The sequence below is a fragment of the Clostridium rhizosphaerae genome (assembly GCF_016765585.1).
Taxonomy (GTDB): Bacteria; Bacillota; Clostridia; order Clostridiales; family Clostridiaceae; genus Clostridium_AT; species Clostridium_AT rhizosphaerae.
In genome coordinates, this window is record NZ_JAESWC010000004.1 from 284,997 (window position 1) to 300,984 (window position 15,988).

16 protein-coding genes are annotated in these 15,988 nt (G+C 32.0%); 6 read left to right on the forward strand and 10 right to left on the reverse strand.

Annotation, left to right across the window (positions count from 1 at the left end):
* Positions 1-7: 7 nt before the first annotated feature.
* On the forward strand, positions 8-2,935 hold the full coding sequence (locus JK636_RS11370) for an insulinase family protein (protein WP_202749120.1): 2,928 nt from the start codon (positions 8-10) through the stop codon (positions 2,933-2,935).
* 51 nt (positions 2,936-2,986) lie between these two features.
* On the opposite strand, the gene JK636_RS11375 is transcribed toward JK636_RS11370, so the two are convergent.
* Both JK636_RS11375 and JK636_RS11380 read right to left on the reverse strand, forming a co-directional pair.
* The gene (locus JK636_RS11375; protein ID WP_202749121.1) at positions 2,987-3,445 is read right to left on the reverse strand and encodes a chemotaxis protein CheX; all 459 of its coding nucleotides are present in this window, start codon (positions 3,443-3,445) and stop codon (positions 2,987-2,989) included.
* Positions 3,446-3,500: 55 nt separating this feature from the next.
* The gene (locus JK636_RS11380; RefSeq protein ID WP_202749122.1) at positions 3,501-4,070 is read right to left on the reverse strand and encodes a uracil-DNA glycosylase; all 570 of its coding nucleotides are present in this window, start codon (positions 4,068-4,070) and stop codon (positions 3,501-3,503) included.
* 220 nt (positions 4,071-4,290) lie between these two features.
* On the opposite strand from JK636_RS11380, the gene JK636_RS11385 reads away from it, so the two are divergent.
* A complete protein-coding gene (locus JK636_RS11385) occupies positions 4,291-5,646 on the forward strand; it encodes an MATE family efflux transporter (protein ID WP_202749123.1) in 1,356 nt (451 codons plus the stop codon).
* A 37-nt stretch (positions 5,647-5,683) separates the two neighbouring features.
* Here JK636_RS11385 and JK636_RS11390 read toward each other — a convergent pair whose 3' ends face one another.
* The 4 genes from JK636_RS11390 to JK636_RS11405 form a co-directional block, all read right to left on the reverse strand.
* Positions 5,684-7,351, reverse strand: a complete 1,668-nt coding sequence (locus JK636_RS11390) for a putative ABC transporter permease subunit (protein WP_202749124.1) — start codon at positions 7,349-7,351, stop codon at positions 5,684-5,686.
* Entirely contained in the window at positions 7,344-8,069 is a 726-nt protein-coding gene (locus JK636_RS11395) for an ABC transporter ATP-binding protein (protein WP_202749125.1), read from the reverse strand. The genes JK636_RS11390 and JK636_RS11395 overlap by 8 nt, the downstream gene beginning before the upstream one ends.
* A 207-nt stretch (positions 8,070-8,276) precedes the next feature.
* On the reverse strand, positions 8,277-8,849 hold the full coding sequence (locus JK636_RS11400) for a spore maturation protein (RefSeq protein WP_202749239.1): 573 nt from the start codon (positions 8,847-8,849) through the stop codon (positions 8,277-8,279).
* Positions 8,850-8,900: 51 nt separating this feature from the next.
* Positions 8,901-9,476, reverse strand: a complete 576-nt coding sequence (locus JK636_RS11405) for a nucleoside recognition domain-containing protein (protein ID WP_202749126.1) — start codon at positions 9,474-9,476, stop codon at positions 8,901-8,903.
* Positions 9,477-9,625: 149 nt separating this feature from the next.
* Between JK636_RS11405 and JK636_RS11410 the strand changes: the two genes are divergently transcribed.
* Complete coding sequence (locus JK636_RS11410; RefSeq protein WP_202749127.1) at positions 9,626-9,868, forward strand: metal-binding protein; 243 nt, start codon at positions 9,626-9,628, stop codon at positions 9,866-9,868.
* A gap of 12 nt (positions 9,869-9,880) precedes the next feature.
* A complete protein-coding gene (locus JK636_RS11415; RefSeq protein ID WP_202749128.1) occupies positions 9,881-10,066 on the forward strand; it encodes a hypothetical protein in 186 nt (61 codons plus the stop codon).
* Between the two features lie 37 nt (positions 10,067-10,103).
* Here the strand turns inward: JK636_RS11415 and JK636_RS11420 are convergent, their stop codons facing one another.
* The 3 genes from JK636_RS11420 to JK636_RS11430 form a co-directional block, all read right to left on the reverse strand.
* Positions 10,104-12,197, reverse strand: a complete 2,094-nt coding sequence (locus JK636_RS11420) for a sensor domain-containing protein (protein WP_202749129.1) — start codon at positions 12,195-12,197, stop codon at positions 10,104-10,106.
* 452 nt (positions 12,198-12,649) lie between these two features.
* Positions 12,650-13,195, reverse strand: a complete 546-nt coding sequence (locus tag JK636_RS11425) for an NADH peroxidase (protein WP_202749130.1) — start codon at positions 13,193-13,195, stop codon at positions 12,650-12,652.
* Positions 13,196-13,425: 230 nt separating this feature from the next.
* Positions 13,426-13,653, reverse strand: a complete 228-nt coding sequence (locus JK636_RS11430; RefSeq protein WP_202749131.1) for a glutaredoxin family protein — start codon at positions 13,651-13,653, stop codon at positions 13,426-13,428.
* A 294-nt stretch (positions 13,654-13,947) separates the two neighbouring features.
* On the opposite strand from JK636_RS11430, the gene rluF reads away from it, so the two are divergent.
* On the forward strand, positions 13,948-14,727 hold the full coding sequence (rluF, locus tag JK636_RS11435) for a 23S rRNA pseudouridine(2604) synthase RluF (RefSeq protein ID WP_243428215.1): 780 nt from the start codon (positions 13,948-13,950) through the stop codon (positions 14,725-14,727).
* A gap of 326 nt (positions 14,728-15,053) precedes the next feature.
* On the opposite strand, the gene JK636_RS11440 is transcribed toward rluF, so the two are convergent.
* Positions 15,054-15,653, reverse strand: a complete 600-nt coding sequence (locus tag JK636_RS11440; protein ID WP_243428202.1) for a class D sortase — start codon at positions 15,651-15,653, stop codon at positions 15,054-15,056.
* Positions 15,654-15,822: 169 nt separating this feature from the next.
* On the opposite strand from JK636_RS11440, the gene JK636_RS11445 reads away from it, so the two are divergent.
* A complete protein-coding gene (locus JK636_RS11445; protein ID WP_202749133.1) occupies positions 15,823-15,981 on the forward strand; it encodes a hypothetical protein in 159 nt (52 codons plus the stop codon).
* The last annotated feature ends 7 nt before the right edge of the window (positions 15,982-15,988 follow it).

Genomic DNA, 15,988 nt, shown 5'->3' on the forward strand with positions numbered 1-15,988 from the left:
TATATAGATGGAATTACAACTTAATAAAGTTTATAGCGGCTTTAAGCTACTAGAACAAAAAAATATTAAAGACATCAATTCAACTGCATTCATATTTGAGCACGAAAAAAGCGGTGCTAAGCTTTTATACCTTAAAAATGATGATGACAATAAAGTATTTTCAATAAGCTTTAGAACTCCACCAACTGACAGCACTGGAGTTGCCCACATATTAGAACATTCTGTTTTATGCGGTTCTAGAAAATTTCCTTCAAAAGAGCCTTTTGTTGAATTAATCAAAGGTTCTCTTAATACTTTTTTAAATGCTATGACTTTTTCAGACAAAACTATGTACCCAGTCGCAAGCAGGAATGATAAAGATTTTCACAATCTTATGGATGTATATCTTGATGCTGTGCTTTACCCTAACATTTATAAATACCCTGAAATAATGATGCAGGAAGGGTGGCATTATGAGCTTGAAAATAAAGAGGATGAACTTACTTATAAAGGTGTAGTTTATAACGAAATGAAGGGTGCTCTTTCTTCTCCTGAATCTATTCTTATGAGAAAGGTTCAAGAATCATTATTTCCTGACACACCATACGGTGTTGAGTCAGGTGGAGACCCAGATTTTATACCTGATTTAACTCAAGAACAGTTTACTGCTTTCCATAAGAAGCTTTATCATCCTTCAAACAGCTATATATTCCTTTATGGAGCTATGGATATAACTGAGCAGTTAAAGTTTATTAATGAAGAATACTTAAAGAACTTCGATAAAATACAAGTAGACTCGGAAATACCTGTTCAAAAAGCCTTTGAAGCAGAAAGAAAGCTGGTATTAGATTATCCAATATCCGATAATGAAAAGGAAGAGGATAAATCTTTTCTAAGTCTTAACTACGTTATAGGAAGATCTACTGATAAAGAATTATCCTTAGCTTTTGATATACTAGAACATTTACTGCTTGAAACTCCTGCAGCACCACTTAAAAAAGCTTTAATTGATGCAGACCTTGGGAAAGACGTATTTGGGTCTTACGACAGCAGTGTGCTTCAGCCTACCTTCAGCGTTGTAGTAAAAAACTCCAACGAAGCCAAGGTAGATCAATTTAAAAAGGTTGTATCTGATACACTCAAAGCTCTTACTCAAAATGGTATTGATAAAAAACTCATTGAGTCTTCTATTAATATTAGGGAATTTCAATTAAGAGAAGCTGAATTTGATGGCTATCCAAGAGGTTTGATGTACGGAATCAGATGTATGGACAGCTGGCTTTATGGTGAAAATTCTCTTATGCATCTTGAATATGAAGATACATTAAATAAAGTAAAAGAGGCGCTTACTACAAATTATTTTGAGAAACTTATAGAGAAATACCTGCTAAACAACACTCATAGTTCTCTAGTTATAGTTAACCCTAAAAAAGGTTTAGCTGAAAAAAAAGCAGAAGAATTAAAAAAGAAGCTTGAAGATTACAAATCAAGTTTATCAGACAGCGAGCTTAATAAAATAATTGTAAATACAAATAAACTAAAGGAAAGACAAGTAACCCCTGACTCTCCAGAAGTTTTAAAAACAATCCCTTTACTATCTTTAGAGGATATAGATAAAAAATCAGAGACTCTTCCTTTATTAGAAGCTCAGATAAATAGTATTAAGACTTTAGTACATCCTATTTTTACGAGCGGAATAGCTTACATAAATATGTATTTTAACTCAAGCACCGTTCCTCAGGATAAGCTCCCATATATAAGCCTTCTATCTTCAGTTCTCGGCAAAATAGGAACAGAAAAATACAGCTACGAAGAACTTTCAAATATTATAAATATTAATACAGGAGGAATACGCTTTGGCGGAGAAGCCTTTGCTGAGTGCGGAAAGAGTGATATTTTCTATCCAAAGTTTACAGTTAGAGCTAAAGCTTTGACGGAAAAACTTCCTAAGTTAATAGAAATAATTGAGGAAATAATGCTTCATACGAAATTTGAAGATAAAAAGCGTATTAAAGAAATAATCCAGGAAATGAAATCTAGAATGGAAATGAGGATGCTGCAAAGAGGTCATACTGTAGCTGCAAAACGCGCTGCTTCATACTTTTCCCCTATTGCTAAGTATGAAGAAACTCTTATAGGCTTATCTTTCTATAAGTTTATTTCAGATTTAGAGAATAATTTTGAGACTAGATATTCAGAAGTAGTTGAAAGCTTTAAGCATCTTTCAAAGCTCATATTTAATAGAAATAATCTTATATTAAGCTTTACTGGTGAGGAAAAAGATTACGAAAGTTTCGAAAAGAGCTTTGTAAGCTTATATAACAGCTTAAGCACTGAGAATCCAGAAAAAATATCTTATAACTTTGAACCCTCTGCCCTTAATGAAGGCCTTATGACTTCTTCAAAGGTACAGTATGTAGCTAAGGCTTATAACTTTAAAGAACTAGGTTATTCTTACACTGGAAGCCTTCAGGTTTTAAAAACCATAATCGGTTTTGATTACTTATGGAATAAGGTTAGAGTACAAGGAGGGGCCTATGGTGCCTTTGCAAACTTCCAATGGGGTGGAAACACAGTATTCAGCTCCTATCGGGATCCAAACCTCAAAGAAACCTTAGCAGCTTATGATAAAGCGGGGGAATTTGCTCAGAACTTTGATTCTGATGAACGTGAAATGACAAAATATATAATAGGTACAGTAAGTGAACTTGATTCACCACTTACACCTTCAATGAAGGGGATTGTATCTGATGAATATTATATTAGGCATATAACTCAAGCTCATGTTCAAAAGGAAAGAGATGAGATTATAGGAACTAAAAAAGAGGATATTCGTTCTCTAGGAACTTTAATAGCTGACTGCATGAAACAAAACTATTTCTGTGTACTAGGAAGTGAAGATAAAATAAAAGCTAATAAGGATATATTTGGATCCATCCTAAATGTATTCGAATAAAAAAAGGAGCAAAATTTTGCTCCTTTTTTATTATATATATTAATCATTATGCTATGAAACAGAAATATCTATCTCTATAGTTTTGTTTTCAATATGCATAGGTACACAAAGAGCCTTGCCTTTATATGCATAAATGGTCATATTTTTACCTGTATAAAGACTTGGGGGGGTAATATTTATATTTTTTCCTATATTCACAAAAAAGCTTGCTGAATTCCCTGCTACCATATTTCCAAGTTCAGATATTGCACTTTTAGCCATATCATCCAATTCTTTAACTTCCATTCCAAACATCATTTTAGAAGCTATAAATTTTGCAGCTTCTTCGCTCATGCTTAATACTACACTTCCTGACAAGTCTCCTGTAACACCTATAGTAATTGCTACATCTCCCGATTTGGTACTACCTTCCTTAACATATAACTTTCCCTTTTCAGGTTTTATATTTATTACCTGCTGGGCAACATTATCAAATGCTTCTAAAAATGGATTTACATATTCTGCCTTCATAGTTATTCCGCCCCTTACAATCATTTGTTAAATAGCTTTCATTATTTCACTAAATCTACTCGGATTTATTAATAAGTTCATCGTACTTTTGTCTGATATTTTTCAAGTCCTGCCAGAACAATTGTTTTTTTGACTCATCTCTGAATAAAGCTGCTGGATGAAATGTAGCTATTATACTATAGCCTTTTCTTTCAATCCATTTTCCTCTATCCCTTGTTATTTTCCAATCTTTATTTATAATATTTTTCATAGCAGTTGCTCCTAGGCATACTATAATTTTAGGTTTAACTAAAGCAACCTGATTTCTTAAATAAGGTAAACACCTTTCTGTTTCTTCATCATATGGAGTTCTATTATTTTCAGGCCTACATTTGCAAATATTACAAATATAATAATCCCTATCTCTTATTAAATTTAAAGCTGTAAGACCCTTTGTCAATAGCTGCCCGGCCTTTCCTACAAAAGGTTTCCCCTGCTCATCTTCATCTGCTCCTGGTGCTTCTCCTATAAACATGATAGCCGCCTTTAAATTCCCATCTCCAAAGACAATATTTTTTCTATTTTTCGAAAGAGAACATTTTCCACAACTATTACACTGTTCATAGAGATCTCTCCATCCGAGCATACCACTCACCTCTTTATATACTGTCGAAAAATATCACTATTTATATAGTATCATAATATTATAATTTATTTAAACATTTTTTATTAAATTATTACAAGAAACCCTATATAACTTACTAAATGTCTATATTTCGACTAAGTCTTTCACATAGTTGCTTTATCTAAAAGAATATATTACCATTTTAATTGTGATTATTTTAATTAAGTACGCGGAGGATTATATGCTAAAAAAAAATACTATACATAATGTACTTTCACTTGCACTCCCTGCTGTAGGCGAAATGGTACTTTATATGATGATATGGGTATTTGATACAATGATGGTTGGAAAATACGGAGGAAATGTAGCTGTAAGTACAGTGGGACTTTCCTCAGAAATAATGTCTACTTTTACAGGTATTTTTATTTCTGTAGGTATTTCAGTAGCTGTAACTTCTCTAGTTGCCAGAAGTATTGGAGCTAAAAACATTAATAAAGCTGAAGAATATGCTGCCTTAGGTTTACTATTGGGAGGTGTTATTGCTTTATTTATAGCTTTATCAGCTTTTTTATTTTGTGATGAAATACTAAGCCTTGCTGGAGCCAAAGGAGAAGTAATAACTTTCGGAGTTTTATTTATGAGAATAACCTCTTTTGGAATCTTCTTTAATATGCTTGCCAATATACTTAGTGCTGTTTTAAGAGGCTACGGGAATACAAAAACACCTCTCCTAGTTTCTATTATTGTAAACTTAGTAAATATAGGACTTGACTGGCTTTTAATATTCGGAAACCTTCACTTTCCTGAACTTGGAATAAAAGGTTCAGCTATTGCTACTGCTTCTGCCCAAATTACTGGTTTTGTATTTTTACTAATATATACCATTAACAAATCCCAAATTAAAATCAAATTAAAATATATAACAAACCTAAGAACAATCAAAATTAAAGAAATACTTAAACTATCTATTCCTTCTTCTCTACAGGAAGCTTCCTTCAGTATAAGCAGACTTTTAAGCACCTTCTTTATTATGCATTTAGGTACTATAGCTTTTGCCGCAAATCAAATAACTACTACAATCGAAGGCATATCCTTTATGCCTGGATGGGGTTTTTCAGTTGCCGCTACTACCTTAGTTGGTCATAAGATAGGCGAGGAAAACTATGAAGGAGCAAAAGAGTATGCATATACCTGTACTATTTTAGGGGTGATAATTATGAGTTTATGCTCTATACTATTCTTAACTATACCTGATATATTAATAAAGGCATTTATCAGCACCTCAGAGATAGAGGTTATAAATAAAGGTTCTATTTGCTTAATGATAGCTTCCATAGAACAACCCTTTATGGCACTTTCAATGATTTTTGGCGGTGCATTAAAAGGCGCCGGAGATACAAAAACACCTTTTAATGTTTCTCTTATTTCAAGCTGGCTCATACGGCTTCCTCTAATGTATTACTTTATTTATGTATCAAAAATATCTGTCGTATATGTCTGGTGGATAACTACTCTTCAATGGTTTATAGACGGCATGTTATTAATGATTCTATTTAAAAGGAGATTTGTAAAATCAAATTTTATTAATAAAATATAAAAATACAGCTAATGGTTTTAAACCATTAGCTGTACTTTTACGCCTGAATTTTTTTAAACATCTTTACACCAGCAGTACTTAATATCCAGTAAAGCAATATATCTAATATTAAATAAATACCTGCTAAAGTTCCAAAGGCGCTCCATAAATTAAGTTTTAGTATTCCTACTGCTGCAACGGATACACCTCCGATTATGAAGCCTAAAAGCATTAATATTAACACATTCATATTTTGTTTAACAGCTCTTTGTTCCGTATCCCACTGTAATTTAGGAAAATTCAAGTCAATTAGAATTCCAATAAAGTTAGCAAATAGACTAACTAAAACTGCAATTATTATCACTTGAATAAGTAAATAAACAGGTGGAACTAATATTACCATAGCTACAATTATCATAAGCCCAAGGCCTATAAAATTAAGTATAATGCCTGATAATACTTTAGCCATAATCTGCTTTTTATAGCTTATAGGCAGATACTTACACACAAAAATATTTTGTCCCTCTCTAGATATTGAAGTTGTTGAAGTTGGATTAGCTACTGAAATAAACATCATAAATCCAAAAACTATACCAATTACTATACCAGGAACACTATTGCTGTTTAATATATCTCTTACCTTTCCAAGCTCGCTCATCATTTGAGGCTGTGAAAAGAAAGGTATTAAGAAAATTACAGGAAAAAGAAAATTCATTAATACACAGTTCATGAAATAAGCTGGAGTTCTAAATAATATTTTCAATTCCTTAACTGTATAAGACTTTAACGAAGAACTTTGAACTGTACTTTCTTCAAGTTCTCTTTTACTTAACTTTCTTCTCTTTGAAGAAGCCTCTGAAATACCGATTGCTCCTTTAAAGTATAGAGCTTCCCCAAGGATAAGCAATATTAAAATTAGAGCTATTGATACTACAACGAAAAGTATAAGGTTTATGAGCCCCTTAAGCTCTCCGCTGTAAAGCATAGCATTAACAGCAAGCTTGGCACTAGGAAAAAGCTTTGAACTTGTTCCAACTAAAGAATTGTTCCCCTGCATCATAAGCTGAACTAACTGCTCTGGATTTTCTGTACTTGATCCAAGTTTTTGAAATAAAATATTACATCCAATACCTATTCCTAAACCTAATATACCAGCAATTGTTCTGAAGGCATCTTTATTTTTAGCAAAAGGTAAGAATCTCATTATAAGCATACTGATTAAAGATGCAACTACAAGCGGTACAACTGGAATAGCAAGAAATATTAATATCATATACAAGTAATAAAGTATACCTGCTTTACTCATTACTCCAAAAGTAACCATTATAGGAAGCAAGAATACAAGCATAGTTAAATACTCATATAACATAACTACTGTAAATTTCGATCCTATTATCATTGATGGCTTTAATGGAAGCGGCAGAAGTTTTTCCACATCTGTTGAAAAATAAAATGTACTCATAACATAGAAAATACCAAAAACAAATATTATAAAACAAGCTGCTATAATACCCATTTCTAATATTAAGCCTTCCTGTCCCATTTTAGCAAATGCACCATAGGACGCAGCAGCCATCATCACAAAGGAAGCCATCATTGGAATAAAGGCAACTACCATTAGTACAATTAAGGCAATGGTCTTAGGGAGCTTTTTCTTATCCTTTTGTACTAAACCTTCTCCTCCATTTTTGAATAAAACTTTGGTTAATGTTAAAAACTTATTCATTTTCAGTAAGCTCCAAGAACATTTTTTCTAGTGATTCATTAGTTTTAAAGTGCTCCCTTATTTCCTCTAATGTACCGCAAAATAATATATTTCCTTTATTTATAATAGCAACCCTATCGCAAATCTTCTCTGCAACTTCAAGCACATGCGTAGAGAAAAATACAGTTTTCCCACTATCTACATGTTCTCTCATCATTTCTTTTAATATATAGGACGCCTTTGGATCAAGACCAGTTAAAGGCTCGTCTAATATCCACACAGAAGGATCATGAATTAAAGCTCCCATGAGAACTATTTTTTGTCTCATACCATGAGAATAACTTTGTATTTTATCTCCTATTGCATCTGACATTTCGAATCTTTTAGCTAAACCTTCTATTCTTTCTTTTCTAACTTCCTTTGAAACATCATATATATCAGCCATGAAGTTTAGATACTCTAGTCCTTTCAATCTTAAAAACATATCTGGGCTGTCAGGTACATATCCAAACTGTTTTTTAGCCTCTAAAGGCTTATCCTTTATACTTACTCCATTAATTTTTATGTCTCCACCTTCTGGATTCAGTACACCTGTAATCATTTTAATGGTTGTACTTTTTCCTGCACCATTCGGCCCTAGAAAACCAAAAATAACTCCATCAGGTATTGTTAGGTTTAAGCTGTCTACAGCCTTGGTTGTGCCATTATAGCTTTTACTTACATTGTTAATTTCTATCATATAACTTCCCCCGTTTAAAAATTTTGCCGAAATATGTATAACTTATATACGTATTCACAACTATGTAATAATTATATATATATTAAACTGCAATTTCAAGTTATTAACTTCACCTTTATGTGTTATTTAATAACCTATTTAACTATATTACCAAACTTTTATCACATTATCTGTATCTATCTTCAATTCTCTCCAATAATCTTGATTTTAAAACATCATCCTTGTTAATAATATAGCCATTATTATGGCTGTCATATCTGCCAAAACAGCAGCCCAAAGAGTATGTCTTATTTTCTTTATATGAACAGCTCCAAAATAAACTGTCAACGTATAAAATATAGTTTCAGTTGTTCCCATAATAACTGAGGACAATCTTCCTATATAACTGTCCGCACCATACTTAATTAAAATATCAGATAAGACCCCTAAAGCACCACTTCCGGATAATGGTTTCACTAATACTAGCGGTACAAGTTCAGGAGGCAGACCAATTAATTGAACAACAGGTTTCACTAAAGTTGTAAAATAGTCTAATGCCTTTGACTCCCTAAAAACAGCAATAGCAACCAGCATTGCTAAAAGATAAGGAAAAATTCTTAAGCATATTGATAGTCCATCTTTTGCTCCTTCAACAAAGCAATCATAAACCTTAACCCCCTTAACTTTGCCATAAACAATTACTGCTAAAATAATAATTGCAATTATTGATTTTATAAAATAATTAAAGGAAAGCAATGTTTTCAAATACCCTAGTATATTATTAAAGTCATTTCCTATCATACTCATTACTTACTTCTCTCCATTCTTTGCTTTTATATGCTGCACTCACAATTAAAAATAACGCTGTAATATCTTACAGAAAATAATTCCCATTATAGCTGCTACAGTTGTAGCAATTATAGCCGGTATAATAATCTCTCCCGGATTTTGAGAACCGCTGGCCGCTCGAATAGACAGCACTGTGGTTGGAACTAATTGAATACACGCAGCATTAAGAACTAAAAATAAAGCCATATCATTGCTTGCAGTACCTTTTTCTTTATTTAACCTATCCATTTCTTCCATAGCCTTAATGCCAAATGGGGTAGCCGCATTAGATAGGCCCATCATGTTGGCAGTTAAGTTCATAACAATGGCACCCATTGCTTTTTCATCCTTGGCAGCATCTTTAAATACAAGCTTTAAAACTGGTCTCAATAGCTTGGCTAACTTTTCTGTAAGTCCACTCTTCTCAGCAACCTTCATAACGCCACACCAAATACACATAAGTCCAACAAGTTTTATAACAAAATCCACTGTTGAACCAGCTGAACTTACAACTGATTTTGATACTACATCACCTCTTCCGGTTAATAAGCCAAAGCCTATGCCGAAAACTAAAATAATAAACCAAATTACATTTATCACCTCTTTAGCCTCCCTTAATATAAAATGCTTTTAAGAGATGCTTAAGAATAAGCATCTCTTAAAAGTATATGATGATGCAATTAAGAGTATTGCAATTAATTTTATATAGTGATACCATTTAATGAGATATATTTTTGGGGAGGTTTATAATGACCGTTAGAGATATAATGAAGTATATAGAAAGTGAATACAAGGTTATAAATCACACTCCTTGTGAAATGTGCGGCGGAGATTTTCTTACTGAAGAAATTCAAGTAGCAGTTATAGATAATATTCCATATGATATATGCTCATGCATTTGTTCAAACTGCGGGCATGAAAGAGTATTTGAATTTGGTGCCCCTTTTATAGAAGATAAAGTATCTAAAAAACTAAGAAAGAATTTAAACTAAAGGAGAATACTAATGCAGGAAGAAAAATTAAAACTACTTCAAAAAGACATTGATGAAGCTTTAGAAACGATTGAAAATATGGAAGACGGTCTTAAAAATGAAGGTCTTTCAACGGATGTAGTAAAAGAGAAGTTTTTATATCTTTCTCAAAAATTAGAAGAACTTGAAACTATTTTAAAGTCAGAAGGAATACTATAAAATAAAAGGTGCCTAAGCTTGGCACCTTTTAATTATCTTAAAGATTGTATTTTAAAAGCATATTTTCAAATTCATCCCTGCTTACAGGCCTACTAAATAGAAATCCCTGCATTTCAAAGCATTTCTTCTCTACTAGAAACTTACTTTGCTCCAGTGTTTCTACACCTTCAGCTATAATACCAAGTCTTAATTTTTTCGCTATGTCTATAATTGCATCAATAATAGCAACATAACTAGAGTTGCTGTTAATATCATTAATAAAGGATCTATCTATTTTAAGCGTATCAACTGGAATATTTCTTAAGTATTTAAGAGAGGAATAGCCCGTTCCAAAATCATCTAAAGCAATATGAATCCCCATATCTTTTAGTTCTCTTAAAGTTTTAACTATTAAATCCATATTTTTCATAGCCATAGTTTCGGTAACCTCAAGTTCAAGATACTTCGGATCTAGTCCAGTTTCCTCCAATATGCTTTTTATAACCTGTACAAGGTTTCCGTCTTCAAATTGACGAACTGAAAGATTAACCGCCACTCTCATCGGTGGAAAACCTAACTCCTGCCATATTTTGTTATGCTCGCACGCATTCTTTAAAACCCATTTTCCTATAGAAACTATAAGCCCTGTTTCTTCAGCTAAATCTATAAACTTGCCAGGCGGTACTAATCCAAGCTTAGGATTTTCCCAACGTATTAAGGCTTCCATACCTATAATTTTTCCTGTAAGTGCATTAAACTTTGGCTGGTAATGTAAAACGAATTCATTATTTTCTAAAGCATGATGGAGGTTATTTTCTATAACAATACTCTCATATACCTCCTTATTCATGCCAGGTATATAGAACTCATAATTATTTCTACCGCTGTTCTTAACCCTGTACATAGACATATCTGCATTTTTCATGAGAGTCAATGCATCCTCTCCATGTATCGGATATAAGCTTATTCCTATACTTGTTGTTATTCGAATTTCTTCACCATCAAAATTAAAAGGTTCCTTAATAATGCTTAATATTCTATAAGCTAAGTCAGCTGCTTCATCAGGGCTTTTTATATGAGATTGTACAAGTATAAACTCGTCCCCCCCAACTCTTGCTGCAAATACCGAGTCATTTACAAGAGTTTTGAACCTATCCGCTGCTCCTTTCAAAAGCTTATCCCCAATAAGATGTCCCATTGTGTCATTAACCTTTTTATATCTGTCTAAATCTATAAATAGAACTGCTATCATTTCATCTTTTTGTTTTGCTTTATCTAGAGCATCCAAAATATATTCACTAAAGTATTTTTTATTTGGAAGATCTGTAACTGGATCATAATAAGCTAATTTTTGAAGTCTTTCTTCGGTATGTTTTCTGTCGGTAATATCTCTTATCATTTCAAGAACTATATACTCGTCATTGAATATTGTTCCCTTAGAGCTTACTTCTACATAAAGTGTTGTTCCATCTTTTCTCTTATGAATAGTTTCAAAAAGTATACCCTTATCATACTCTTCTTTTTTTTCGTTTGGAATTAAGCAATCAAAATTACTGCATCTTATATCTTTTATATTCATATTTAAAAGCTCATTATAGCTATATCCATAAGTCTCAACTGCAGCTCTATTTGCCTCAATAATCTTACCATCTTCTCTGACAAACAATATTGTATCCCTTGCATTTTCTTTTAGTAATTGATATTTCTCTGATAAATCCTGAACTTGCTTATTCTTACTTATATCCGTAAATAACACATAAATCTTTCCTTTTTCAATGCTAAAAGCATTAACCCGAAAGTATTTCTGCAAAGGCTTACAGTATTCTTCCATCTGTATTTTAATTCCACCTAAAGCTGCACGACTTAATTCCTTAATCCAGTAGTCTTCGATACCAGGCACTATTTCTTTCAATGTCATTCCAGATATATTCTCAATTTGTATACCAGTAATATTTCTGAAGTTATTATTCACCTTAATTATCTGAAAATCAACACCTTTTCCACTTTCATCACAAATAATTTGACTTTCAACTATTCCTTCAACTAATGCGTCATAAAATCTACACAAAATATTTTCTTTATTTATTATCTCACCTTTGTTATCAATTATGTCCCATCCATTGCAAACGCCATTATTTATGCCGCATTCCATGAATTTCCTCCTTTCACTCGGAACACTGGGCAGCCTAAACAGCTCGTTTCCTCTCGCTAGTCTGCCCGTAAAAGTCCATTTAGGACTTTTACCTCCTTTCACTCGGAACACTGGGAACCTTTGCATACTCGCTTCCTTTCAGGTACAGGGTAACTTAAAATGTTGGCTTTCGCTCACAAGTCACCCGTCAAAGCCCATTTAGGACTTTGACCTCGTAAGATTCCCGTCGAAGTCTATTTAGGACTTCAACCTCCTTTTTTAACTCTGATCTTAACATTGTAAAAACAATGTATTATACTTATGAAATTTATGCCATATTTCTACATATTACGAATGTTTTATATTATAATATCGTATATTTTGTCGATTTACTTAAGTGTTAATTATTCGTATAAATATAAAAAAGAGCCTAACACTTTTAATAGGCCCTTTTTAGGTATGCAAATTTATATCTATTTTGAAAAATATCTATCTAGTAAACCTTTAAATGCTTTACCATGTCTTGCTTCATCTTTAGCCATTTCATGAACTGTATCATGAACTGCATCATATCCTAATTGCTTTGCTAAAGTTGCAAGTTCTTTCTTTCCTGCAGTTGCTCCATTTTCAGCAATAACTCTCATCTCAAGATTTTTCTTTGTTGAATCTGTTACTACTTCTCCAAGCAACTCACAGAACTTAGCAGCATGTTCTGCTTCTTCATATGCAGCTTTTTCATAATACATACCTACTTCAGGATAACCTTCTCTAAATGCTTGTCTAGCCATAGCTAAATAAAGACCTACTTCAAAGCATTCTCCACTAAGATTTTCTTTTAAACCAGCTACTACTCTTTCGTCTAATCCTTGAGCAACACCTATTCTATGCTCATCTGCCCATATAAGTTCTCCTGCCTGCTCCTCAAATTTTTCTGCTGGTGCACCGCAAACTGGACATTTTTCTGGTGCAGCTTCTCCTTCATAAATGTACCCACATACTTTACATACAAATTTTTTCATAATTTTCTCCTTTCACTCGAAACACTGGGAGTCTTAGAGCGCTCACTACCGTTCGCAAGACTCCCGTTAAAGCCCATTTGGGACTTTAACCTCCTCACTCGCAAACTTTCTTGATAACCTTTATTTATGAATAATAATTTTTTCTACAAGAATATAATACCACTTTTGGAAGGCTTGTCAATATACAAAAATAAAAAAAGTTACCAATTTGGTAACTTTTAAATACTTTTTTATAATCCTAAAAGTGAATCTATTTTTTCTTTATCAAAACCAAGAACTGTATCTTCATCAATCTTTATAACCGGAACACTCATAAATCCCATTGTCATAAGTTCTTTTCTATAAGTTGGCTCTTTTATATTTCTTTCTTCGTAACTAATTCCATTTTCTTTTAGGTATTCCTTTGCTTGACCACAGTAAGTACAGGTATTGGATGTATATACTACAACATTTTTCATATTATCTCCCTACTTTCATTTTAATCAATAATAATTATTAATTACATTTTACACTTATAATAATTTACTTGTCAATACAATTATAGGTTGGATTATGTTAATTTTTTTTATACAATATTGTTAATAATATTATATAAATGTAAAAGTTCTAATACCTTAATGAATCATAAAGATCCTTGAATGTTGGATATTTTACGATATCATTATTTTAAGAACCGTATTGCATTATATATAAAAGCTTTGTATTATAAAATATATTTAGATGGAGAATAAGCTATGACAAAAAGAAAAAATATGAATATGATAAAAACCAGTAAGGAAATTCCTATAGTTCATCCTGAGAGAAGTTCTGAAATTAGATTAAATAAATTTATAAGTGAGAAAGGTATATGCTCGAGAAGAGAAGCTGATAAGCTTATAGAAGAAGGTAGAGTAACTATAAATGGTTTAATAGCTCAAACTGGCTCTAAAGTTACTTCAAAGGATGAAGTAAGACTTAACGGAAAGCTTCTTACAAAAAGAGAAGAACTTGTATACATAGCGTTAAATAAACCTGTTGGTATTACATGCACTACGGAACATAAGGTAAAAGGAAACATTGTTGATTTCATTAATTATGAAAAAAGAATTTTTCCTATAGGGAGGCTTGATAAGGATTCAGAGGGACTTATACTTCTTACTAATGACGGGGATATCGTGAATAAAATTCTAAGAGCTGGCAACAACCATGATAAGGAATATATCGTAACTGTAGATAAGCCTATAACTATGGAATTTATGGAAGGTATGTCTAAAGGTGTTGAAATTCTTGGAACGATAACAAAACCCTGTATAATAAGAAGAGAAGGAAAATATGTTTTTAGGATAATTCTCACTCAAGGTCTTAACAGGCAGATAAGAAGAATGTGTGAAGTCTTTGGGTACAAAGTTCTAAAGCTTAAGAGAATACGCATAATGAATATACCGTTACAAGATCTGCCTGTAGGCAGCTGGCGGTACTTATCAAAACAAGAACTAGAAACTTTAAATAATTTAATTTCGATATCTGTTAAAACAGAAGAAGCATCTATATAATTAACATTATCCACACAACCGATGTGGATAATGTGTTAATCTTACATAATAACTATTATTCAAAATATCTATAAAAAAAGCTCTTTGGGGTAATACCAAGGAGTTTCTTTTTAATATTATACACAGCAGCATGTGTATAACTTGTGAACTAGTTGTTAACTATTATTTCTCATACATTCTCATTAATTAATATTGTATTGTTGCATAAATAATAGCGCTTAATTTGTATATAATAATATAATTTTTATAAAATTATAAACATTGTCCACAGTTTTGTGGATAAACTGTGGACAATACATATTACAAATAAACAATTTTCATAGAAATTACTGAACTAATTTTCCTTTTATAATGAGCCTATGTGTAGCAACCCTTATAGGTGTGCAAGTAACTAGAGTAATCGTTGCATCCTTAGTTTTATCAAGAACAGAAACCTCCGTTGGTTCTACCACCTTTTTTTCATTGACTTTATATGTAAACTCACCTTTTTTTGTTTTTACTATAATTTCATCACCTATATTAACTTCATCAAGTCTATTAAAATACTCACTGTAGGTATAACTTCTATGACCAGCTACAGCAAAGTTTCCTTTTTCTCCAGCCATTGCAGTTCCATCAAAATGACCGACTGCATATTTTAAAGTATTGTTATCTACACCTTCACCAATAGCAACCTTTAAGTCTATTTTAGGTATTTTCATTACTCCTATAGCTCCACTTATATCTTCTGCAGGTGGTTTTATACTGGGAGATGCATCATTATTAGTGCTGGTTTCTTGAGTCTTGTCTACTTGCTCAAGTGTATTTTCAAACGCATCAAGCATAGCTTTCTGATGTCTTTCTGCACTATATCTCATAAAAAATGCTGTTCCTATTACAGCTAGTCCAATGACTATAAGTATAATTCCTGCAATTCTTCTTTTCAAAATAATCCCCCCAAGTTTAATAAGTTTCAGTTTTGATTATATCATATTACATTTATTTTAAGTAGCTTGATTAAACTTTTTTACAGTGTTAACAGTAATTTAATTAACATTTTTTACATAATATGTTATTATTATATTAGGGGCATTCTATTGTATAAGGGGCGGTGTTATGAAAGATAATGTAATAAAAGTTGATTTCACTGCAAAGCAAAAAAGAAAAAGTAAATTCAAAAGGCTATTTTCTAGTATATTAAAAAAGGTAACTGATTTATTTTACAGTTCTAAGAAAGAACATAAAAATCATGGAAAAAATAAGTCAATATTATAATTAAAAA